The 22,103-nt window shown below is 65.7% G+C and carries 21 protein-coding genes; 12 read left to right on the top strand and 9 right to left on the bottom strand.

Translation table 11 applies throughout. From position 1 onward, the window contains the following. Window positions 1-95: 95 nt before the first annotated feature. Together ahpF and ahpC are read right to left on the bottom strand one after the other, a co-directional pair. Entirely contained in the window at window positions 96-1,685 is a 1,590-nt protein-coding gene (gene ahpF, locus IV113_RS02070; RefSeq protein WP_291080328.1) for an alkyl hydroperoxide reductase subunit F, read from the bottom strand. Window positions 1,686-1,877: 192 nt separating this feature from the next. Then, window positions 1,878-2,441, bottom strand: a complete 564-nt coding sequence (ahpC, locus tag IV113_RS02075) for an alkyl hydroperoxide reductase subunit C (protein WP_291080329.1) — start codon at window positions 2,439-2,441, stop codon at window positions 1,878-1,880. Window positions 2,442-2,711: 270 nt separating this feature from the next. Here ahpC and IV113_RS02080 point away from each other — a divergent pair, with 270 nt between their 5' ends. The 7 genes from IV113_RS02080 (at window position 2,712) to IV113_RS02110 (ending at window position 9,220) form a co-directional block, all read left to right on the top strand. After that, complete coding sequence (locus IV113_RS02080) at window positions 2,712-5,006, top strand: TonB-dependent siderophore receptor (RefSeq protein WP_291080331.1); 2,295 nt, start codon at window positions 2,712-2,714, stop codon at window positions 5,004-5,006. A 78-nt stretch (window positions 5,007-5,084) separates the two neighbouring features. After that, window positions 5,085-5,765, top strand: a complete 681-nt coding sequence (locus IV113_RS02085) for a Fe2+-dependent dioxygenase (RefSeq protein ID WP_291080333.1) — start codon at window positions 5,085-5,087, stop codon at window positions 5,763-5,765. Then, window positions 5,762-6,889, top strand: a complete 1,128-nt coding sequence (locus IV113_RS02090) for an alpha-hydroxy acid oxidase (protein WP_291080335.1) — start codon at window positions 5,762-5,764, stop codon at window positions 6,887-6,889. Before IV113_RS02085 ends, IV113_RS02090 begins: the two co-directional genes overlap by 4 nt. A 269-nt stretch (window positions 6,890-7,158) precedes the next feature. Continuing rightward, entirely contained in the window at window positions 7,159-7,827 is a 669-nt protein-coding gene (locus tag IV113_RS02095) for an energy transducer TonB (protein WP_291080337.1), read from the top strand. A 27-nt stretch (window positions 7,828-7,854) separates the two neighbouring features. Then, a complete protein-coding gene (locus tag IV113_RS02100) occupies window positions 7,855-8,601 on the top strand; it encodes a MotA/TolQ/ExbB proton channel family protein (RefSeq protein ID WP_291080339.1) in 747 nt (248 codons plus the stop codon). Between the two features lie 14 nt (window positions 8,602-8,615). Beyond that, window positions 8,616-9,026: a biopolymer transporter ExbD gene (locus IV113_RS02105; protein ID WP_291080341.1), complete on the top strand. Its 411-nt coding sequence runs from the start codon at window positions 8,616-8,618 to the stop codon at window positions 9,024-9,026. Further along, a complete protein-coding gene (locus IV113_RS02110) occupies window positions 9,023-9,220 on the top strand; it encodes a hemin uptake protein HemP (protein WP_291080344.1) in 198 nt (65 codons plus the stop codon). Before IV113_RS02105 ends, IV113_RS02110 begins: the two co-directional genes overlap by 4 nt. A 116-nt stretch (window positions 9,221-9,336) precedes the next feature. Here the strand turns inward: IV113_RS02110 and IV113_RS02115 are convergent, their stop codons facing one another. Then, entirely contained in the window at window positions 9,337-9,744 is a 408-nt protein-coding gene (locus IV113_RS02115; RefSeq protein ID WP_291080346.1) for a heme-binding protein, read from the bottom strand. Window positions 9,745-9,992: 248 nt separating this feature from the next. On the opposite strand from IV113_RS02115, the gene IV113_RS02120 reads away from it, so the two are divergent. Next, a complete protein-coding gene (locus tag IV113_RS02120) occupies window positions 9,993-10,688 on the top strand; it encodes a Bax inhibitor-1 family protein (protein WP_291080348.1) in 696 nt (231 codons plus the stop codon). Between the two features lie 125 nt (window positions 10,689-10,813). Continuing rightward, window positions 10,814-11,167 (top strand): hypothetical protein, encoded by a 354-nt coding sequence (locus IV113_RS02125; RefSeq protein WP_291080350.1) that lies wholly within the window; start codon window positions 10,814-10,816, stop codon window positions 11,165-11,167. A gap of 16 nt (window positions 11,168-11,183) precedes the next feature. Here the strand turns inward: IV113_RS02125 and rlmD are convergent, their stop codons facing one another. The 5 genes from rlmD to surE all read right to left on the bottom strand — a co-directional run bounded on the left by rlmD (window position 11,184) and on the right by surE (window position 16,147). Further along, window positions 11,184-12,665, bottom strand: coding sequence for a 23S rRNA (uracil(1939)-C(5))-methyltransferase RlmD (rlmD, locus tag IV113_RS02130; RefSeq protein ID WP_291080352.1), 1,482 nt, complete (start codon window positions 12,663-12,665; stop codon window positions 11,184-11,186). A 100-nt stretch (window positions 12,666-12,765) separates the two neighbouring features. Beyond that, entirely contained in the window at window positions 12,766-13,551 is a 786-nt protein-coding gene (locus tag IV113_RS02135) for a ribonuclease H-like domain-containing protein (protein WP_291080354.1), read from the bottom strand. Window positions 13,552-13,563: 12 nt separating this feature from the next. Next, window positions 13,564-14,364, bottom strand: coding sequence for a peptidoglycan DD-metalloendopeptidase family protein (locus IV113_RS02140; protein ID WP_291081155.1), 801 nt, complete (start codon window positions 14,362-14,364; stop codon window positions 13,564-13,566). Between the two features lie 158 nt (window positions 14,365-14,522). Continuing rightward, complete coding sequence (locus tag IV113_RS02145) at window positions 14,523-15,164, bottom strand: protein-L-isoaspartate(D-aspartate) O-methyltransferase (RefSeq protein ID WP_291081158.1); 642 nt, start codon at window positions 15,162-15,164, stop codon at window positions 14,523-14,525. Window positions 15,165-15,346: 182 nt separating this feature from the next. Next, window positions 15,347-16,147 (bottom strand): 5'/3'-nucleotidase SurE, encoded by an 801-nt coding sequence (gene surE / locus IV113_RS02150; RefSeq protein ID WP_291080356.1) that lies wholly within the window; start codon window positions 16,145-16,147, stop codon window positions 15,347-15,349. 126 nt (window positions 16,148-16,273) lie between these two features. Here surE and IV113_RS02155 point away from each other — a divergent pair, with 126 nt between their 5' ends. After that, window positions 16,274-17,260, top strand: coding sequence for an NADPH:quinone oxidoreductase family protein (locus IV113_RS02155; RefSeq protein ID WP_291080358.1), 987 nt, complete (start codon window positions 16,274-16,276; stop codon window positions 17,258-17,260). A 16-nt stretch (window positions 17,261-17,276) separates the two neighbouring features. Beyond that, window positions 17,277-19,691 carry a serine/threonine protein kinase gene (locus IV113_RS02160; protein WP_291080360.1) on the top strand — a complete coding sequence of 805 codons (2,415 nt, stop codon included), beginning with the start codon at window positions 17,277-17,279 and terminating at the stop codon, window positions 19,689-19,691. Window positions 19,692-19,779: 88 nt separating this feature from the next. Here the strand turns inward: IV113_RS02160 and IV113_RS02165 are convergent, their stop codons facing one another. Further along, complete coding sequence (locus tag IV113_RS02165) at window positions 19,780-20,160, bottom strand: RNA-binding protein (RefSeq protein ID WP_056276955.1); 381 nt, start codon at window positions 20,158-20,160, stop codon at window positions 19,780-19,782. A gap of 257 nt (window positions 20,161-20,417) precedes the next feature. Here IV113_RS02165 and IV113_RS02170 point away from each other — a divergent pair, with 257 nt between their 5' ends. Beyond that, complete coding sequence (locus tag IV113_RS02170) at window positions 20,418-22,091, top strand: AMP-binding protein (protein WP_291080363.1); 1,674 nt, start codon at window positions 20,418-20,420, stop codon at window positions 22,089-22,091. Window positions 22,092-22,103 lie beyond the last annotated feature (12 nt).

Consider the following 22,103-nt stretch of genomic DNA (forward strand, 5'->3'; position numbering starts at 1 on the left):
TCGCTTGCTCACTGCGTGTAGCCGCATCCCCCCTCCAGGGGGCAACACCTGCGGCCCGGCAAAGCCGGTTCCGCGGTATTCCTGCCTTGTTCAACTCAGGCCGCGACGGCCTCAGCGGCTTCCAACACCACCGGCTGGCGGATCAGGTAATCAAACGCGCTGAGCGCGGCCTTGGAACCGTCGCCCGCGGCAATGACGATCTGCTTGTAAGGCACCGTGGTGCAGTCACCGGCCGCGAACACGCCGGGCACGTTGGTGTGGCCTTTGGCATCAACCTCGATCTCGCCGTAGCGGCTCAGATCCACCGTGCCCTTGAGCCACTCGGTGTTGGGCACGAGGCCGATCTGCACGAACACGCCTTCGAGCTCGACATGCTTGATGTCGCCACTCACGCGGTCCTTGAACGACAGACCGTTGACCTTGCCGCCGGCACCCGTGATTTCAGTGGTCTGCGCGTTCACGTTGATGCTCACGTTGGGCAGGCTCTTGAGCTTGCTCACCAGCACCGCGTCGGCCTTGAGCGCGTCGGCGAATTCAACCAGCGTCACGTGTTTCACGATGCCTGCCAGGTCGATCGCGGCTTCCACGCCGGAGTTGCCACCACCGATCACCGCCACGCGCTTGCCCTTGAAGAGCGGACCGTCGCAATGCGGGCAATAGGCCACACCCTTGTTCTTGTACTCGGCTTCGCCCGGCACGTTGACGTTGCGCCAGCGCGCACCGGTCGAGAGGATCACGCTGCGCGCCTGCAGCACCGCACCGTTGGCCATCTGCACCTGCACCAGACCACCGGTTTCGGTGGCCGGAACGATCTTGTCGGCACGCTGCAGGTTCATGATGTCCACGTCGTAGTGGCGCACTTGCGCTTCGAGCGCGGCGGCAAACTTCGGGCCGTCGGTCTCCAGCACGCTGATGTAGTTCTCGATCGCCATGGTGTCGTTGGTCTGACCACCGAAACGCTCGGCGGCCACGCCCACACGAATGCCCTTGCGGGCGGCGTACACGGCAGCGGCCGCACCGGCCGGTCCACCACCCACGATCAACACGTCGTAGGGGTCCTTGGCACTGAGTTTGGCGGCTTCGCGCTCGTCGGATTTCACGTCGAGCTTGGCCACGATCTCTTCGAGCAGCATGCGGCCCGAGCCGAACAGTTCGCCGTTGAGGAAGACCATGGGCACGGCCAGGATCTGGCGCTCTTCAACTTCGGCCTGGTACAGGCCGCCGTCGATCACCACCGCCTTCACCGCGGGGTTGAGGATGGACATCAGCGACAGCGCCTGAACCACGTCGGGGCAGTTGTGGCACGAAAGGCTCATGTACATCTCGAAGCGGAAGTCACCTTCGAGGCCTTTGATCTGATCGATCACGCCAGCCTCAACCTTGGGCGGATGGCCACCGGTCCACAGCAGGGCGAGCACCAACGAGGTGAACTCGTGGCCCAGCGGAATCGCGGCAAAGCGAACACCGGTCGTCTCGCCTTCGCGGGCAATGACGAACGACGGTTTGCGCGCATCGCTGCCGCTCTCGTCGAAGCTCACCAGGTCCGACAGCTCGGCAATCTCCTGCAGCAACTCACGCATCTCAACGGCGCCAGCGCTGCTGTCGAGCGAAGCGATCAGGCGGATGGGGCGCTGCAGCTTGCCGAGGTAAGCCTGCAACTGGGTCTTGAGGTTGGTGTCGAGCATGGGATTCTCCTGAATGGGGTTGAGGCATCAATGCCGCCGGTGGATGGGCCAGAAGGCCCATCGGGCTGCGGTACTAAGCAGTGCGGGAGGATCGCGTGCATCCACCCAGAATGCCGCGGGTCCGGCTCCGCCGGCCCGCAGGCATTGCCCCCTGGAAGGGGGTGACGCGCCGCAGGCGCGGCGCGGGGGTGATCAGATCTTCCCGACCAGGTCCAGCGAAGGCGTGATGGTCTTCGAGCCTTCATTCCACTTGGCTGGGCAGACCTGGCCTGGGTTGTTGGCCACGAACTGGGCGGCCTTGAGCTTGCGCAGGGTTTCCTTCACATCGCGAGCGATCGCGTTGTCGTGGATTTCGGCGGTCTTGATCACGCCTTCGGGGTTGATGATGAAGGTGCCGCGCAGCGCCAGGCCTTCTTCTTCGATGTGCACGCCGAACGCACGGGTCAGCGTGTGGGTCGGGTCACCGATCAGCGGGAACTTGGCCTTGCCCACGGCAGGCGAGGTCTCGTGCCACACCTTGTGCGCGAAGTGGGTGTCGGTCGTCACGATGTAGACCTCGGCGCCGGCCTTCTGGAACTCGGCGTAGTTGTCGGCAGCGTCTTCCACTTCGGTCGGGCAGTTGAAGGTGAAAGCGGCGGGCATGAAGATCAGGACCGACCACTCGCCGCGCAGGCTGGCATCGGACACGGGCACGAACTTGCCGTTGTGAAAGGCTTGGGCCTGGAAAGGCTGGACGGTGGTGTTGATCAGGGACATGGTGATTTCCTTCTGGATGGAGTTGCGGGAATGGTGAACGGGGGTACTGCATGAGCAGCGCTGAATTGAACTATAGCCCATGTCTATCAATAATCTTTATTGATAGTCTCTATCCGATCGATAGCTGAAATGTTGCAACGCAGCACCACTGGGTGCTCAGCGCGTTACATATTAATGCGAATCGTTCTCGTTAGATATACAATTCGCGCCTCCAGCCAGCCAGGACGCAGCCGCGTGCAGCCAGCCGAAAATCCTCAGCTCGTTGCCACCATGTCCCACCGGAAATCTCGCCAGCGCCCCACCCCCATCCGTTCCGCGTCGTCGACGCCCTCAACCGCGTCCACGGCCCTGCTGCCCCTGGGCGCCATGCTCCTGGCCGGCTCGATGAGCGCCATGGCGCAAACCACGCCATCCAACACGCTGCCCACGGTGACCGTGCGCGAGCAGGCTGAGGTGCCGGAAGGCAAGGACGCACTGCGTGCGACGGAAACCGGCATCGGCAAAGGCCGCCAGCAATTGCGCGACATTCCGCAGTCGGTGACCGTGGTGACAGAGAAACTCATCGACGACCGCAACCTCGACACCGTCAAGGAAGCACTCAAGAACACGGCCGGCATCAGCTTCCTGGCTGCCGAAGGCGGTGAGGAAGACATCCGCCTGCGCGGCTTTTCGCTGCAGGCCACGGGCGATCTCTTCATCGACGGCATGCGCGATCCGGCCTTCTACGAACGAGACACCTTCAATCTCGATCGCATGGAGGTGCTGCGCGGCTCGGCGTCCATGTTGTTCGGTCGCGGCTCCACCGGCGGCGCGGTCAACCAGGTCAGCAAGGTGCCACGCCTGATCACCGAACACCAGGTCGACTTGACCCTGGGCAGCCATGCCTACCGCCGCGTGCAGGGCGATTTCAACATCCAGACCGGTGAGAGCTCTGCGCTGCGCCTCAATGCCATGGTGACAAAGGCCAACAACAACGGCTCGGGCGCCAGCCTTGACAAAAACGGCGTGGCCGCAGCCTACCGCTGGGGCATCGGCGAGCGCAACGAGTTCCAGGCCAGCATTTACAACCTGGACAACAACAACGGCATCAACTACGGCATCCCGTTCATCGCACCCCGAGCCGGCGCACCCGCCTCCGAGCTGTTGCCGCTAGACCCAAAAAACTACTACGGTCTGGCCAGCGACTACAACGACGGCAGCGCCACCATCGCCGGTTTCAGCCACATCCACCGCTTCGACCGCGAAAGCGAAATCAAGACCCAGGTCCGCGTGGGCCAGTTCAAGCGCGACCAGCGGTCGGGCGCGATCCGCTTTGCCGCAGCTGGTTTCCAGCCCGGCGGCGTGGCAGCGAACCTGACCAACTTCGGCCCCAGCACCGTCCTGCAGCGCAACCTGCACTTGAAGATCCAGGACATGGACATGGTCCAGGTGCAGAGCGACTACAACGGCAAGTTCGAGGCACTCGGATTCAAGCACGAGATCCTGGCCGGCGTGGACGCGTCGCGTGAAGAGAAAACGGTTTACGCGGCACTCAATGCCGCGCAAGGCGGCGTGGTGCCAACCAAACCGCGCACCACCATCGGAACGCCCAGCGACGGAGCCTCCGTGAACGAGGCTTCACGGGTGCTGCGCGTCAACAACCAGTACGTATCGACCGGATGGGGTACCTACGTGCAAGACATGGTGCAATTGACCCCCACTTGGAAACTCGTCGGTGGTTTGCGCTACGACAACCTCACGGGCGACTACGACGCCTTTGCAATTCCGAACGCTGCTCCGGGCCCGGTCACGACCACCAGCTACCGCATGAAGGTGTCCGAAGTGAGCCAGCGCCTGGGCGCGCTGTGGCAACCCAACGCCCTGCAATCGTTCCACGCCTCGGCCGGCACTTCGTTCAACACCTCGGGCGACGCCTATTCGCTGGGCGATAGCAACGTGAACACGCCACCCGAGAAGAGCATCAACCTCGAAATTGGCGCCAAGCTGGATTCGGCTGACAAGCGCTTCACCACGCGCTTGGCGGTGTTCCGCTCCACCAAACTCAACGAGCGCAACACCGACCCCGACTTGCCAGTGGTCACGCTCTCGGGCAAGCGCCATGTGGCCGGCTTTGAGGCCGATATTTCCGGGCGTCTCTCGCCGATCTGGGAAGTCTACGGTTCCTACATGTGGATCCCCGTCGCCCATGTGGACAAGGCCGCGCCTTGCCCACCGTCGGGCGCTTGCACGCAGAACACCCCGGGTGAACGCGTGGGTGACCGTCCCTCCCTCACACCCGAGCATAGCGGCACGGTCTGGAGCACTTGGCAGCTCACGCCGAAGTTCCGATTCGGCGCCGGTCTGAACTTCCGCGGCAAGCAAAAGCCCACCCGCTCCGAGTTCCACGTGCCCAGCTACGTGACCGCCGATCTCATGGCCGAGTACCGCTTCGACTTCGAGAACCTGATCCTCAAGGCCAACCTGACCAACGTGGCCAACAAGCTGTACGCAGACCAGCTCTACCCCGGACACTACATTCCAGGTGCAGGCCGCACGCTGCAGGTGACCGCCAGCCTGAAGTTCTGATACGACTGTTCTCCAAGGCTTGTGCCGCCCCATGTGCGTGGGGCGGCTTTTTGCCTTTTCCCCACGACACAAAATCCCATGCTGCTGACCTTGCCCGACATCCTGAGCCCCGACGACCTGCGCCAGGCCCGCCAGGTGCTCGCGGACGCACCCTGGGCCGACGGGCGCGAAAGTGCCGGAAGCCAGGCCCGGGAGGCGAAGAACAACCAACAATTGCCACACGACTGCGAGGCGGCGCAAGCCATCCGCAACCTGGTGTTGCGCGGGCTGGACCGCAATCCGCGCTTTTTCTCGGCAGCGCTGCCGCTCAAGGTCTTCATGCCGCGCATCAACCGCTACGGCGGCCCCGCCAACGCCTATGGCAACCACATCGACAACGCGGTGCGCGTGCTTCCCGACGGCCAGCGCGTGCGCACCGACATCTCTTGCACCGTCTTCCTGAACGATCCCGCCGACTACGACGGTGGCGAGCTGGTGGTGGCCGACACCTACGGCGAGCACCGCATCAAGCTGCCAGCCGGACACGCCGTGATCTACCCCGGCACCAGCCTGCACCAGGTGAAGCCCGTCACGCGCGGCGAGCGCCTGGCCTGCTTTTTCTGGGTTCAGAGCATGGTGCGCAGCGACGAACAGCGCCGCCTGTTGTTCGACCTTGACATGAACCTGCTCGCGCTGCGCCAGCGCCATGGCGAAACGCCAGAAACCACCGCGCTCACCGGCACGTACCACAACCTGTTGCGGCAGTGGGCAGACACATGAAGTCCAAGCCTGGATCCACCGCCCCGCACACCCTGCCCGACGGGGCGGTAAGCCTGGCCGACCACGAGCACCACGCACGCCTGATGCTCGACGACGCGGTCTGGGCCTACTTCAATGGGGGCGCCGCCGACGAGATCACCTTGCGCGCCAACACCCAGGCCTGGCAAACCATTGAGCTTCTGCCGCGCGTGATGCGCTCACTCGCCGGCGGCCACACCCGCGTGAACCTGCTGGGCCGCGAATGGGCCCACCCTATTCTGGTCGCGCCCATGGCTTACCAGCGACTGGCCCATCCGCACGCCGAGCAAGCCACCGCGCTCGCCGCTGCCGCGCTCGGTGCTGGCCTGGTGCTCAGCACCCAGGCCAGCACCCTGCTTGAAGACGTGGCCCGCACCGTCCTGCCCGAAGCAGACCGCGGCCCGCTGTGGTTCCAGCTCTACCTGCTGCCCGACCGCGGTTTCATGCAAGCCCTGGTGCAGCGCGCCGAGGCGGCTGGCTTTGAAGCCCTGGTGCTCACGGTCGACGCCCCGGTGCAGGGCGCGCGCGACCGCGAGCGCCGCGCTGGCTTTCGCCGACCCGCAGACATCAGGGCGGTCAACCTGGCCGGGCGCGTGGCGCCCACACCGCTCTCCCTGCGGGCCGGACAGAGCAAGCTGTTCGATGACCTCATGACCCACGCCCCCACCTGGGACGACGTGGCCTGGCTGCGCTCCATCACCCGATTGCCCGTGCTGCTCAAGGGCGTGGTGCACCCGGACGACGCACGGCAGGCGCTGACCTGCGGCGCGGCCGGACTGATCGTCTCCAACCACGGCGGGCGCACGCTCGACACCATGCCCGCCACCGCCACGCTGCTGCCGCGCGTGCTGCAGGCGGTGGCGGGTGACGCACCGGTGCTGGTCGACGGCGGCATCCGACGCGGCACCGACGTGCTCAAGGCCATGGCACTGGGCGCATCGGCCGTGCTGGTCGGCCGCCCGGTGCTGCACGGCCTCGCCAACGCGGGCGCCACCGGCGTGGCACATGTGCTGCGCCTGCTGCGCGACGAACTCGAAATCGCCATGGCCCTGACCGGCTGCCGCACACTGGCCGACGCGCCAGGGGCGCTGTTGACCCGCGCCTGATGAGGTTGGAGCGCTCCTTTTTTTGCGCATTTATGCAAATACGAAGCATTCTCGTTTAGAATCACTCCTCGCGATGACCCACCCCTCCCTCCCTCCGAAAGGACACCACATGACCACCGGACTTGTCGCCTTCGGCACCAGCCTGATCTTGATGTTGTGCGCGGTGTGGTGGATCTTTCGCGCCTGATGCATCCACTGCCCACGCCGCTAAACTGATGAGCTCATCCAGCGCCACACTGGCGCCGCCCTTCTCTCCCATGCCTGACGCCATGCCCACCCGTCTGCACCGCCGTCTGGCCATCGTGCTGGCGGTGGTCGCATTCCACATGGCCGCGCTCTGGGCGCTTCAAAGCGGTCTGCTCAGGCGCGCGGTGGAACTGGTGATCCCGGTGCAGGTGATGGCCGAACTCATCGAGATGCCGCAACCCCAGATCGAACCCCCACCGCCGGCCCCGCCGGTGACCGCGCCCACACCGCCCCGACCCAAGCCGCGTCCCGTGCCTCAGCCACTGCCGCAACCGGTGGCCAGCCCTACACCCGAGCCCTCCACGCTGGCACCCGTGGTGCCCCCCAGCCCGCCCGCGCCACCCGCCCCCGCCGAGCCGGTGGTGGCCGCCGCGCCGCCGTCACCACCTGCGCCACCGGCACCGCCCCGCATCGAACTGCCTTCGAGCAGCGCCGACTACCTCAACAACCCACGCCCGCCCTACCCGCCGCTGTCCAAGCGCCTGGGTGAACAGGGCAAGGTCGTTGTGCGCGTCTTCATCGACGTGGACGGCACCGCCTCACGGGCCGAGGTGCGCAACTCCAGCGGCTTCGAACGCCTGGACCAGACCGCCGTGCAGACCGTGCTGCGCTGGCGCTACGTGCCCGGCAAACGCGCCGGCGTGCCCGAGGCCATGTGGTTCAACGTGCCGATCAATTTCGTTTTGGAATAAACCCCGTCCGCAGGAGTCAGAAAAATCATGGAACCGCAACTCGCAACATCGGGCATCGCCCACGTCTGGACCCAGGGCGACTGGGTCACCCGCTCGGTGGCCATCGTGCTGCTGCTCATGTCGCTCGCCACCTGGATCATCATCCTGTGGAAGGCCCTGGACCAACGCGCCCAGCGCGCACAGGCCAAGGGCGTCGAAGGCTTCTGGCACAGCGCCGACTTCGCCGAAGGCCTGGACAAGCTCGGTTCGCCCGAAGGCAATCCCTTTCGCGCGGTGGCTCTCGAAGGCCGCGAATCGACCCGCCACATCCTGCACAAGGACGGCCACAACGGCTCACCACCCCAACGCCAGCTGCACGACAGCCTGGACGTGAGCGACTGGGTGGAGCGCTCGCTGCGCAAGAGCGTGGACGACTTCACCGCGCGCGCCCAGAGTGGCCTCTCGGTGCTGGCATCAGTGGCTTCCACCGCCCCCTTCGTGGGCCTGTTCGGCACCGTCTGGGGCATCTACCACGCGTTGCTGGGCATCGGTGCGGCAGGCCAGGTCAGCATCGACCAGGTGGCCGGCCCGATCGGTGAGGCGCTGATCATGACTGCGCTGGGCCTGCTGGTGGCCATTCCTGCGGTGCTGGGCTACAACGCCCTGGTGCGCGGCAACAAGGGCATCAGCCACCAGCTCAACCGCTTCGCGCACGACCTGCACGCCTACTTCGTCACCGGCGCCCGCGTCACCGCCGGTGGTGATGGCAAGGTGCTGCCGATGAAGAAAGCCTGAAGAGGAATCACACCATGGCCATCGGAACCCAACAGGACAGCGACGACATGATGAGCGAGATCAACATGATCCCGTTCATCGACGTGATGCTGGTGCTTCTCATCATCTTCATCATCACGGTGCCGGTGATCAAGCACGCAGTCAACATCGAACTGCCGCAGGCCAGCATGGAGAAGGTGCTGGACAAGCCGGAGAACATCCGCCTGTCGGTGGACGCCGATGGCGCGTACTTCTGGAACGACCAGCGCGTGGACGATGCCGACTTTGCGAGCCGCCTGCAGGCCGTGGCCACCCAGGAGCCTCAACCTGAGCTGCACATCCGTGGCGACAAGGCGGTGCGCTACGAGCGTGTGGCTCTGGCCATGGCCACCGCGCAGCGCACCGGCGTGCGCAAGATCGGTTTCATCACCGAACCCGCGCCATGAACACCGAACCTCGCCCGGACCCCAGCCGGGAACCCTCCCCGGCAGTTCGCGAAACCGAACCCAGGGAAGACGCCTCGCCGTCCCTGACCAGCGACTCGCTGCTGCGCGGCCAGAAGGCCGTGACGATCAGCCACAACGGATCGATCTACCGCCTGCAGGCCACTCGCCAGGGCAAGCTGATCCTGACCAAATAGTTACTTGAATCGTGGGGCGACCTCGGAGAATTCATCATCCCCGAGTGTCGTTTTTGACCAGCCAAGGGGCGTTGCGCCCGGTTAGCCAGGTCTTTTTTTGCGGCCCCGTTCAGTGCTTACAGGCCGATGGCAGCAATGCCGGCCCGCGCAATCTGCGCGTCTTCGGTCGACTTCACACCGCTCACACCCACCGCGCCCAGGCATTGGCCGTCTTTCATGATCGGCACACCGCCTTCGAGCATGCCCGAGATGAATGGCGCGCTCAGGAACGACACGCGGCCCTGGTTGATCACGTCTTCATAAACCTTGCTCTCACGCCGGCCCATGGCTGCCGTGTGGGCCTTGGCCGGGGCAATGTGCGACGAGATTGCGGGTGCGCCGTCCAGTCGCTGCAGACCCAGCAGGTGGCCGCCGTCGTCCACGATGGCGATCGTGACCGCCCAGTTGTTGTTCAGTGCTTCGGCTTCGGCAGCGGCTGCAATGAGTTTGACGTCGGCGCTTTCCAGCATGGGTTTGTTTTTCATGAACTTAAGTCCTGTTGGGGTGTCTGATGAAGGTTGCAGGCAGGGATTGTGAATCCCCGCGCGCGCAAGAGGAACGATACCGCGACCATTGAGAGCCATGAGGTCACAAGTGACCTTACCAAAAGAGCGGTTTCATCCCCCGCGCGTCCCAAGCGGATCATCGCCCTACAATGCATTTCCACCGGTTGGGCATCATTCCGATGCCCAGACACCGGCCCCCCGTGTCAGATGATGAAGGAGTCACCACCATGACCGACCAAGTCCACACCAGCGGCCGCTTCGGCACCGCGGTATCGAGCGATGCGCAGCGCAACAAGGTCATGCGCAACACCTACTGGCTGCTGGCGCTGTCCATGCTGCCGACCGTGCTGGGCGCCTGGGTGGGCGTGCAGACCGGTATCACAGCCGGCCTGGGCGGCGGCTTGGGCCTGATCGTCTTTCTGGGAGGCGCATTCGGCTTCCTGTACGCGATCGAGAAGACCAAGAACTCCGCAGCCGGTGTACCAGTGTTGCTCGCCTTCACCTTCTTCATGGGCCTCATGCTCTCGCGCATGCTCGCCACGGTGCTGGGTTTCAGCAACGGCTCCAGCCTGATCATGACCGCGTTCGGCGGCACGGCCGGCGTGTTCTTCGTCATGGCCAACCTCTCGACCTTCATCAAGCGTGACATCTCGGGCATGGGCAAGTGGCTCTTCGTGGGCGCACTGGCCATCATGATCGGCGCGATCATCAACGTCTTCGTGGGCAGCCCGGCGGCCATGGCCGCGATCGCCACCATCGCCATCGTGGTGTTCAGCATGTACCTGCTGTACGACCTCAAGCGCATCGTGGACGGCGGCGAGACCAACTACATCACCGCCACCCTGGGCCTGTACCTGAGCCTGTTCAACATCTTCCAGAGCCTGCTGATGCTGTTGGGCATGTTCGGCGGCGACCGCGAGTAAGCGGACCCGGCACTCAGAAAAGGGACCTTCGGGTCCTTTTTCTTTGCCGGAGCGTGTCCGTCGCCAATCGGGTGTCAAGTTCTCGGAGCAACCGCCGAAACAACGGGGAACCCACACCGAACACCATGCGACACACAGCCCTCACCGCCTGCCTTCTTGGTACCGCCAGCCTGCTGGCGGGCTGCGACGCGCTGGGCGTCGAGAGCGCCAGCCAGGTGGCGGCGAAGAAGGAAGCCGAAGGCAAGGCCATCGGCAGCGCCTGTCGCCACGCGGTGCGCAGCATCGAGGACTGCTTCGGCGGCTACCCACGCGCCGGCAAGGCCGCCGTGTTTGCTGGCTGGAAAGAGATGGACGAGTACATGCGCGAGAACGCCATCGTCGGCATGCCGGCCGAGCCGGCGCCGGCAGAAGATACGCCCGCCGCCAGCCCGAAAGCCCCCGACGGCGGCAAAACGGCGAGCGCTTCGCGCACCTCCTGATCCGCCGACGCGCCGACTATTCAGGTACGGCGTCCTGGCCGGGGATCCGCGTCGGGTCCAGCTCGAACACCGCCATGCTCTCCACGTGGGCCGTGTGCGCAAACATGTTGATCACCCCCGCCGCCACGCAGCGGTAGCCCGCCTGGTGCACCAGCAGGCCCGCGTCGCGCGCCAGCGTGGCCGGGTTGCAGCTCACGTAGACGATGCGCTGCGGCGGCCTCCAGCCCGCGCGCTGCGCCGGGTTCTGGTGCAGGTCGGCGAGTGCCTTGGCCAGCGCAAACGCACCCTCTCGCGGTGGGTCCACCAGCCATTTTTGCGCCGTCCCGTCAGACACCAGCAAGCCCGGCGTCATCTCGAACAGGTTGCGTGCCGCAAACGTGGTGGGCGCCAGCGCTGTGCTGCGCCCCGCCTGGTTCAGCGCCAGGTTGTCGCGCGAGCGTGCCACCAGCGCCTCGCTGCCCTCAATGCCCAGCACCTCACCGGCGGTGGTCGCGATCGGCAGGGTGAAATTGCCCAGGCCGCAGAACCAGTCGATCACGCGTTCGTGCTTGCGCGCGTCGAGCAGGCGCAGGGCACGTGTGACCAGCACCCGGTTGATGGCCGGGTTGACCTGGGTGAAGTCGGTCGGCTTGAACGGCATGGTGATGCCGAATTCGGGCAAGTCGTAGCTGAGCAAGGGGCCGTCCACATCGAGCAGCTTGACCGTGTCCGGACCCTTGGACTGCAACCACCACTGCACACCATGCTGCTGGGCAAACGCACGCAGCCGGCTGATGTCGTCCTCGCTCAGCGGCTCCAGGTGGCGCAGCACCATGGCGGTCACGTCGTCGCCGCAGGCCAGCTCGATCTGCGGACAGGTCTCGCGCGCGTCCATGCCGAAGATGAGTTCGCGGAGCGGCATGAGCATCTCGCTCACATGGGCGGGAAGCACCGGGCAGACCTTCATGTCGGCCACATAGCGGCTCTTGCGCTCGTGGAAACCGATCAGCACCTCGCCCTTCTTGTGCACATGGCGCACCGACAGGCGCGCGCGGTAGCGGTAGCCCCAGGCCGGCCCTTCGATCGGGCGCAGCATCATCTCGGAGCGCACCTTGCCCAGATGCCAGAGGTTGTCTTCCAGCACGCGCTGCTTGATCGCCACCTGGGCGGACTCGTGGAGGTGCTGCATCTTGCAGCCGCCACAGGCACCAGCGTGCAGGCCGAAGTGCGGGCAGCCCGGGCGCACGCGCTGCGAAGACTCGTGGTGCACCGCGGTCACGACGCCGGCTTCCCAGTTGTTCTTCTTGCGATGCACGTTCACGCTGACCTGCTCGAAGGGCAAGGCGCCTTCGATGAAGACGACCTTGCCATCGGGCCGGCGGGCGATCCCCTGGGCATCGATGTCGAGGGATTCCACCGCAAGCCAGCCGTCGGGCAACGGGCTCTCGGGTGCGTCGTGGGCCGCGGCGTTGGCGGTGGTGAGGAGGCTGTTTTCGTGGAGGGTTGCGGCGGTTGTCATACACCGATTGTCTCAGGCCACGTTTCGCCGCCGGGCCGTCCCAAGGCGAAACAGCCCCCTCGGGGGGCAGCGACCCGCGCAGCGGCGAAGCGTGGGGGCTCTATACCCAGGCTTTGAGATATTCGTCCCAATGCGATTCGGCAGGCGCCAGATTGCCCAGCGTCTCCTTGACCATCGCGATTTCCTGTTCGTACTCAGCTTCGGTCAAACCACCACGCATCTTCTGAAATCGGCAGTACACGAGGTAGGTGTTCATCACGTCGGTCTCGCAGTAGCGACGGATGTCCTCGGTCTGCCCGGCGAGGTACTGCGCATACACCTGCGAGCCGTCCATGCCCAACTTGCCGGGAAAGCCGCAGAGCTTGGCCATGGCGTCCAGCGGCGCGTTGTTCTTCGGCGAGTACATGGCCAGCAGGTCCATCAGATCCAGGTGGCGCATGTGGTAGCGGCTGATGTAGTTGTTCCACTTGAACTCGCGGTCGTCCTCGCCGAGGTCCCAGTACTTGCTGGCTTCCACGCCATGGCGCAGGCCGCGGTAGTGCAGCACCGGCAAATCAAAACCACCGCCGTTCCAGCTCACGAGCTGCGGTGTGTGTTTCTCCACCGCATGGAAAAAGGTCTGAACCACCTTGCCTTCGCTCTGCCCGTCACGGTCCACAAACGAATGGATGCGCAGCCCTTCGGCGTTGCGAAACACGCAGCTGATGACCAGCACGCGCTGCAGGTGCAGCGGCATGAAGTCGCTCTGGCCTTTGGCCTTGCGCTCTTCCAGCCAGCCGGCGTAGACCTGCTGGTCGGTCTGGTCGGCTGGCGCGGCGCGCAAGGCACGCAGGCCATCGATGTCGGGGATCGACTCGATGTCGAAGACAAGAACGGGCCAGGCCATGGTGGCCCCGGCTCAGCGTTTTGGCAGGTAGCCGATCGGATCGACCGGTTTGCCCAGGCGGCGCACCTCGAAGTGCAGCTTCACGCGATCGGTGTCGCTGCTGCCCATCTCGGCGATCTTCTGTCCCTGGCGCACGGCCTGGTCTTCGCGCACCAGCAAGGCCTGGTTGTGCGCATAGGCCGTGAGGTAGGTGTTGTTGTGCTTGAGGATGATCAGGTTGCCGTAGCCACGCAGGCCAGCACCGGCGTACACCACACGACCATCTGCCGCAGCCACCACCGGGTCACCGATCTTGCCGGCGATCGACACACCCTTGTTCGTCGTTTCGTCGAACGAAGACACCACCGAGCCTTGGGCGGGCCACATGAAATTGAGCTCGTCTGCGCCAGCCGAAGCGGGTGCAGGGGCTGGCGCCGGAGCCGGAATGGGAGCCGCCGCAGGTGCTGTGTCGGTGAGCGGGCGCGACACGACGCCGGCCGGGCTCACTGGCGTGCTGGCCACGACAGGCGCGGAATGCGGCACTGGCGCGGGCGGCTGCACGCGCAGCACCTGACCCACTTCAATCGTGTTGGGATTGGTCAGGCTGTTCCAGGCCTGAATGTCGCGCCAGTTCTGGCCGTTGTCCAAAGCGATGCGAAAGAGCGTGTCGCCCGATTTCACGGTGTAGTAACCAGGCTTGCCGGCGTTCTCGGCGCCGGGCAGGACCACGATCTCTGCGGGCCGTGGCATGCCGCGGTCTTCCACTGGAGCAGGACCCGACACACGCCGGGTGGAACAACCCGCGGTGACCAGCAAGGCCGCCAGCACGGTCATGACCGCGACACCCCGCCAGGTCGAACGTCGCGATTCGAGGGGCAGGCCCGGTGCCTGGGGAAAACGCATGTACATAAAACTCCCAACCATTTGCCGGGACACGCCAGCGGGCGGCCCCGATTGAAAAAACGCTCCCGCTGCACAGCGCAGCGGGACACTCATGCGATGCCCGATTTTAGTGGCACAAAAAACACCGCTTCCAGCTCTGTGCGGACCACGCCGGTGGCGGTTTTGTCCACCACCACCAGGTTCTGTTTGCCCGCAGCGGTCACGGCCGGCGCCACCAGCCGGCCACCCACGGCCAGCTGTTCGATCCAGGCTTGGGGGATGTCGTTGCCACCAGCGGCGGCAATGATGGCGGCATAAGGAGCACCTTTGGCGTACCCCAGCATGCCGTCACCGAACAGCAGGTGCAAATTGGAGACGCGAAAGGCTCGAAGGTTCTCGCGCGCTTTCTCGTGCAGGCCGCGCAAGCGCTCGATGCTGTAGACCTCGCGCGCCACATGGCTGAGCACGGCGGCCTGGTAGCCGCAGCCGGTTCCGATCTCCAGCACACGGCCGAGTTTGGCCGTGTGGCCGGCGCACAGCAGCTCGATCATGCGGGCCACCACGCCCGGCTTGGAGATGGTTTGGCCGAGGCCGATCGGCAAGCTGGTGTCTTCGTACGCCTGGTTCACCAGCGCCGTGTCGACAAACCGGTGGCGCTCCACCGCCTGCAAGGCCGCGAGCACGCCTGCGTGGCTCACACCTTGTGCCTGGATCTTGCGCACCATGGATGCGCGCACGGCCGATGAGTCCATGCCCACGCCGCTGGACACCACAGGCCGCGTCGTGGCGAGGGCCTTGATCGCCGGACGTGGCACCGGTTTGGCCGGGGTCAGCGCGGGCTGGGATGCGCGCGCCACCGGTTTGCGAACGGTTGGCGGGTGGGGAACCACCGGCAGCTTGGCCGGAAAGCCTGGACGGGCCTTGCCGCCGTCTTTCAAGAATCCACTCCGCCCGTGGGTGGCACCACCACGGGTGCCGACAGGCTGGCAGCGGTCGGTGCCCAGTAGGCCAGCCGCTCGTGGTCGGTGAGGTCCACCTTCAGCGGGGTGATGGTGGCGTAGCCCTGCAACGAAGCGTGGAAGTCGGTGCCATCGGCGTCGTCCTTGGCCTTGCCGGCGCTGCCGATCCAGTACATGGTGTCGCCGCGCGGGTTGGTCTGAGAGATCACCTGCTCGGCCGCATGGCGCCGGCCCAGCCGCGCGACCTTGAAGCCCTTGATGTCGGCCAGCGGCCGGTTGGGAATGTTCACGTTGAGCAACCAGGGTTCGACGGGTGGCCCGATCTCCAGCGAGGGCAGCAACTGCGACACGAGGCGCGCCGCCATCCGGCCCGCGTCTTCCAGGTGTCCCCAGCCCTTTTCGGTTTGCGAAAACGCGATGGCCGGAATACCAAAGAGGTAACCTTCCATGGCGGCGCCCACGGTACCTGAGTAAATCGTGTCGTCGCCCATGTTCGCGCCGTTGTTGATGCCCGAGACCACCAGATCGGGTCGGTAGCCCAGCAAGCCGGTGAGCGCGATGTGCACGCAGTCGGCGGGCGTGCCGTTGACGTAGCGAAAGCCGTTGTGCGCGGTGTGCACGTACAGGGGGGAATGCAGGGTCAGCGCGTTGGATTTGGCGCTGTTGTTGTGCTCGGGCGCCACCACCTCCACATCGGCCAGACCCTTGAGGGCCTCATACAGCGCCACGAGGCCGGGCGCCTGGTAACCATCGTCGTTGGAGATGAGAATTTTCATTGCCACGATTTTAGGTGGGTTCACCCCGGTCACGCTTGAGACAGACAGCGGGCTTACCCGCTTCAATCCGGGTCACCTGCCTGCCTATCATGGACCGATCATCGACCCAACCACCGAGGAGAAGGCATGCACGCCTGGCTTTGTGAAAACCCCGTGGGCGTCGACGCCCTGACCTGGAAAGAATTGCCCACGCCCGAGCCCAAGGCGGGCGAGGTGCTGATCGAAATTCAGGCCGCGAGCCTGAACTTCCCCGACCTGCTCATCGTGCAGAACAAGTACCAGATGAAGCCCGCCCTGCCCTTTGTGCCGGGGTCCGAATACGCCGGCGTGGTGAGCGCCGTGGGAGAAGGCGTGAAGCACCTCCAGGTGGGCCAGGGCGTGGCGTGCCTGAGCGGCACAGGCGGCTTCGGCACGCACACCGTGGCGCCCGCTGCGTTGTGCATGCCGCTGCCTGCCGGTTTCCCGGCGGTGGACGCAGCTGCCTTCATCATGATCTACGCCACCTCGTGGCACGCGCTCATGGACCGCGCTGCGCTGAAGGCCGGCGAAACCGTGCTGGTGCTGGGCGCCGCAGGTGGCGTGGGCACGGCGGCGATCCAGATCGCCAAGGCAGCCGGCGCGCGCGTGATCGCCGCCGCTTCCACCGACGAGAAATGCGAGCTGTGCAAACAGCTCGGCGCCGACGCCACCATCAACTACAGCGTGCACACGCCCAAGGAGGGCTTGCGCGATGCCATCAAGCAGCTCACCGACGGCAAGGGCCCCGACGTGATCTACGACCCGGTCGGCGGTGACTTCGCCGAGCCTGCTTTCCGATCCATCGCATGGCGCGGCCGCTACCTCGTGGTGGGCTTTGCCAGCGGCCCCATCCCTGCCCTGCCCCTGAACCTCACCCTGCTCAAGGGCGCGAGCATCGTCGGCGTTTTCTGGGGTGACTTCGCGCGCCGCGAACCCAAGGCCAACGCCGAGATGATGCAGGCCCTGGCCGTCATGTACGCCAAGGGCCAGGTCAAGCCGGTGATCGACCAGACCCTGCCCATGAGCGAACTGCACAAGGCCTACGCGATCATGGGATCGCGCTCCGTCAAGGGTAAGCTCGTGATGGTCAACTGAAACCCACCGGAGCCATGTGAAAGCAACGCCACCCCCCAGCGCCAGCGGCCGCCCCGCCCACCCGAAGTACCTGGGCCGATACGAACTCCGCCAGGTGCTGGGCAAGGGGGTGCATGCCACGGTGTGGCTGGCCCACGACCCGCGGCTGGACCGTCTGGTTGCCATCAAGGTGATGCAGGCGGTGCGGCCGGGTGCCGGTGCCGCCATGGAGCCCTGGCTGCGCGAGGCGCGCCACGTGGCCCGACTCTCGCACCCGCACATCGCCACGCTGTTCGAAGCCGACGTGATCGACGGCCAACCCGCGCTCGTGTTCGAGTACGTGGCGGGCCAGACGCTGGCCGGGTACCTGCATGACACCGGCGCGCTGCCTGCGGCCGACGCCGTGGCCCTGATGCTGCCGGTGCTTGATGCCCTGCAGTTGGCGCACGCCGCGGGGGTGGTGCACCGCGACCTCAAACCTTCCAACATCCTGTTGGACCGCAGCCTGCGCCCCAAGGTCACCGACTTCGGCATCGCCGCGCGCATGGGTGCGGCCGACGCGAACGCCGACACGGTTCAAGGCACGCCGGGCTACATGTCGCCCGAGGCCGCCACCGGGCAACCCGCCACCGCCACCAGCGACGTGTTCAGCGCCGCGCTGGTGCTCGCCGAGATGGTGTTCGGCAAACCGCTGGTCGATGGCCACGACACCTTCCGTGCGATCTACCGGGTGACCCACGAAGACCTCGTGCTGCCCCAGGACAGCGTGCACGAAGTGGACGACGCGCTGCGCACCCTGCTCATGCGGGGCCTGGCACGCAATGCACGCCAGCGCATCGACAGCGCACAGGTGTTCGCCCAGTCACTGCGCGAATGGCAGAGTCAGCAGCATGACAGCGCCAGCGCCCCGGAGCCCCAGGGCAGCCACGCCACGCTGGGTTTCCTGCTGCGGCGCATGCGCCACAAGAGCGATTTCCCCGCCATGTCGGAGTCCATCGGGCGTGTGCAGAGCATGGCCTCGTCAGAAAACGAAAGCCTGAATTCGCTGACCAGCGAAATCCTCAAGGACGTGGCCTTGACCAACAAGCTGCTGCGCCTGGTCAACACGGCACAGTTCGCGCACGCGGGCGGTGGCAGCATCAACACTGTGTCGCGCGCGGTGAGCCTGATTGGCTTCGTGGGCATCCGCAACATCGCCATGAGCCTGGTGTTGCTCGAACACATGCAGAACAAGGCGCACGCCAGCCTGCTCAAGGCCGAGTTCCTGCGCGCGTTGCTGGCCGGCTCGCTGGCCAGCGATCTGTGTGCAGCGTCCCGCGAGGGCGAAGAGGTGTTCATCGGCTCGCTGTTCCAGAACCTGGGTCGCCTGCTCACCGAGTTCTACTTTCCTGAGGAGGCGCAGCAGATGCGCAAGGGCGTCGCCGCCGGCAAGACCGAAGACGTGGCGGCCTTGGGTGTGCTGGGCATGACGTGCGAAGACCTGGGCCTGGGCGTGGCACGCGTGTGGGACCTGCCCGCCAGCATCCAGCGCCTCATGCGCAAGCCTGCGGGCACCCCCCCGGTGCGCACACCCGTGGACACCGAGGAGCGGTTGCGCTGGTTGTGCCTGGCGTCCAACGAAATGGCCGACGCCTTCCTGCACAAGGAGGGCGAAGCGCTGGCGCGGGAACTCGCGCGCCTGTCCACCCGCTACGCCAGCGGCCTGGGGCTGGAGAGCCGGCACATTCAGACCATGGCGCTGGCCGCGCGCGAAAAGCTCGCGCAGACCGCCGAGGCCATGGGTGTGCAGGTGACCACCGATTCGCCGGCGGCCAGGCTGCTGCGCCCTGCGCCGATCAAGGTGCTGCCTGCCGATTCCCTGCAGCCCCTGGAACTGACGGCCGAGCCTGCGCCCACCGCAGCCGAGACCGTCGAGACAGCGACCCAGCCGCGCGCGGTGTCGGCCGAGCTACTGGCCACAGGCATCCAGGACATCACCAACGCCATGGTCGAAGACTTCGAGCTCAACGACGTGCTGCGCATGGTGCTGGAGACGATGTACCGCGCGCTGGGTTTTCGCCGCGTGCTGTTCTGCCTGCGCGACGCGGCCACGCACAGCCTCACCGGCCGATTTGGCCTGGGCGACGACGCGGCCTCGGTGGCCAAGCTGTTCCGCGTGCCGCTCAAGGACGCGCAGGATCTGTTCGGCATGGTGTGCAACAAGGGCCTGGACACGCTGATCCGCGATGCCAGCGTGCCCAACGTGGCGCAGAAGCTGCCCGTCTGGTACCGCAGCCAGATCAACGCGCCGGCCTTCCTGCTGCTGCCCTTGCAGCTCAAGGGCGCGCCTTTCGGCCTCATCTACGCCGACAAAGCGAGCGCTTCCGACATCGCGCTCGACGAGAAGGAACTCGCCCTGCTCAAGACGCTGCGCAACCAGGCGGTGATGGCGTTTCGCCAGTCACGACCCTAGCGCGGACCACCAAACGAAAAAGGCCTCGGAACCGAAGTTCCGAGGCCTTTTGGGCTTTGCTCAGCGCGAGGCTGAAGCAGCGCAGGGCTTAGTAGCCGCCGCGTCCGCCGCCGCCACCACCGTAGCCGCCACCGCCGGAGCGATCGCCACCACCGCCGTAGCCGCCACCGCCGGAGCGGTCACCGCCACCGCCGTAGCCGCCGGTACGGGGAGGACGTGCCTCCATCGGACGGGCTTCGTTCACGGTGATGCTGCGGCCGCCAAGCGACTGACCGTTCATGCCGGAGATAGCGGCTTGCGCTTCGGCATCGCTGCCCATCTCGACAAAACCGAAGCCTTTGGAGCGACCGGTGTCGCGTTCCATCATGACCTTGGCGCTGGAGACAGAGCCGAATTCGCTGAAAGACTGTTGCAGGTCTTCGTCGCGGACGGTGTACGGCAGGTTGCCGACGTAAAGTTTATTGCCCATGGGGACTCCTCAAAAAACACATGAAACAAAAGCGATGGGGTCCCGAAAGCACAACAAATCCAAAAAGTACCGCCGTAGCGCGCGAAACTGACCGATCACCCTAGCTTGCGCAACTGATTGACAGTCGCACGCGTGGATTATGCGCCTTCTGTGGACGAATCCCCACCACGGGACAAACCCCCATGCGTCGCCGACCTCAAAAAGGGCCCAATGCGCACGGGTCCGGGTCGTTCCGCGCCCTCGCAAGGAGACGGGACATGGCCAAGCTGATTCTGGAATACGCCTTTGAACACGAACGCCTGCGGCGGGACGACCCCTTTCTGACGCAGCCCGTGGGCCACGGCGAGGTGGACACATTCACCTGGGGTCAGACCATGGACCAGGCACGGCGCATGGCCGGCCACCTGAAGGCTCGGGGCTTCGAGCCCGGCGCGCGCATCGCGATGCTGGCCAAGAACAGCGCCCACTTCTTCATGGTGGATCTGGCCGTGTGGATGGCCGGGGGCACCACGGTGGCGATCTTTCCCACCGAATCGGCCCACAACATCCGTTACGTGCTCGAACACTGCGAAGCCCGACTGCTGTTCGTGGGCAAACTGGACGACTGGGCCAGGCAGGCGTCCGGCGTGCCGTCATCGCTGCCCTGCATCGCCCTGCCGCTGGCGCCCGACACCGGCTTCGAGCGGTGGGACGACATCGTGGCGCGCACCGCGCCGATGGCAGGTGAACCCATGCGTGCCGCCGACGACCTGGCCCTGCTGCTCTACACCTCGGGCTCCACCGGCCAACCCAAGGGTGTGATGCAGACCTTTGGCAGCGTGAGTGCGGCCACGGAGTGCATCGTCGACGAGATGCGCCACCGTTTCACGGGTGACACAGCGTTGCGCGTGCTGTCCTATCTGCCGCTCGCTCACTGCTTCGAGCGGGCCTGGGTGGAGTGCCAGGCCTTCGTGCGCGGCGACATGACGGTGTATTTCACCGACACCCCCGCGACCTTCATGGAAGACCTGCAACGCGCGCGGCCCACGCTGTTCATCTCGGTGCCGCGCCTGTGGACCAAGTTCCAGCAGGGCGTCCTGGCGAAGATGCCGGCAGCGCAGCTCGACGCTCTTCTGGACGACCCGGCCACCGCGGCCGCGGTCGGCGCGAAGGTGCTGACCAGCCTGGGGCTGGACCAGGTGAAGAACGCCGGCAGCGGCTCGGCCCCGCTGCCGGCCGAGTTGCTGGTCTGGTACCGGCGCCTGGGGCTCAACCTGTTCGAGGGCTACGGCATGACCGAGGACTTCGCCTATTCGCATGGCGGGGATGGTGACGCTTCGCTGCCCGGCCACGTGGGCAGGCCCTACCCCGGCGTGCAGGCGCGCCTGGCTGACGACGGCGAAATCCTCGTCAAGTCGCCCGGGCGCATGGCGGGCTACTACAAGCAACCCGAGCTCAATGCCGAAGCCTTCACCGACGACGGCTTCTTCCGCACCGGCGATCTGGGCGTGCTCAATGCCGACGGCGTGTTGCGCATCACCGGGCGCAAGAAGGAACTCTTCAAGACCGCCAAGGGCAAGTACATCGCCCCCGTGCCGATCGAGAACCTGCTCAACGCGCACGCCATGGTGGAGCTGGCCCTGGTTTCGGGTGTGGGGCAGGCCACCCCGTACGCGGTGCTGGTGCTCGACGAAGCCCTGCGCCCGCGCCTGGCCGACGCGGCGGTGCGCGAACGCGTGCAGGCTGCGCTCACCGAACTGCTGAACCAGGTGAACGCGCAATTGGCCAGCCACGAACAACTGCAGTTCCTGGCCGTGGCGCGCGAGCCGTGGAGCATCGAAAACGGCTGCCTCACGCCCACCATGAAGATCAAGCGCAGCCGCATCGAAGCAGCCATGGCGCCGCACCTGCCGCAGTGGTACGAGCAGCCGCAAGCGGTGCTCTGGGCCTGAGCGGCGGCCGCC

Origin of the sequence: Hydrogenophaga sp. (genome assembly GCF_018780385.1) — a bacterium.
Classification (GTDB): domain Bacteria; phylum Pseudomonadota; class Gammaproteobacteria; order Burkholderiales; family Burkholderiaceae_C; genus Hydrogenophaga.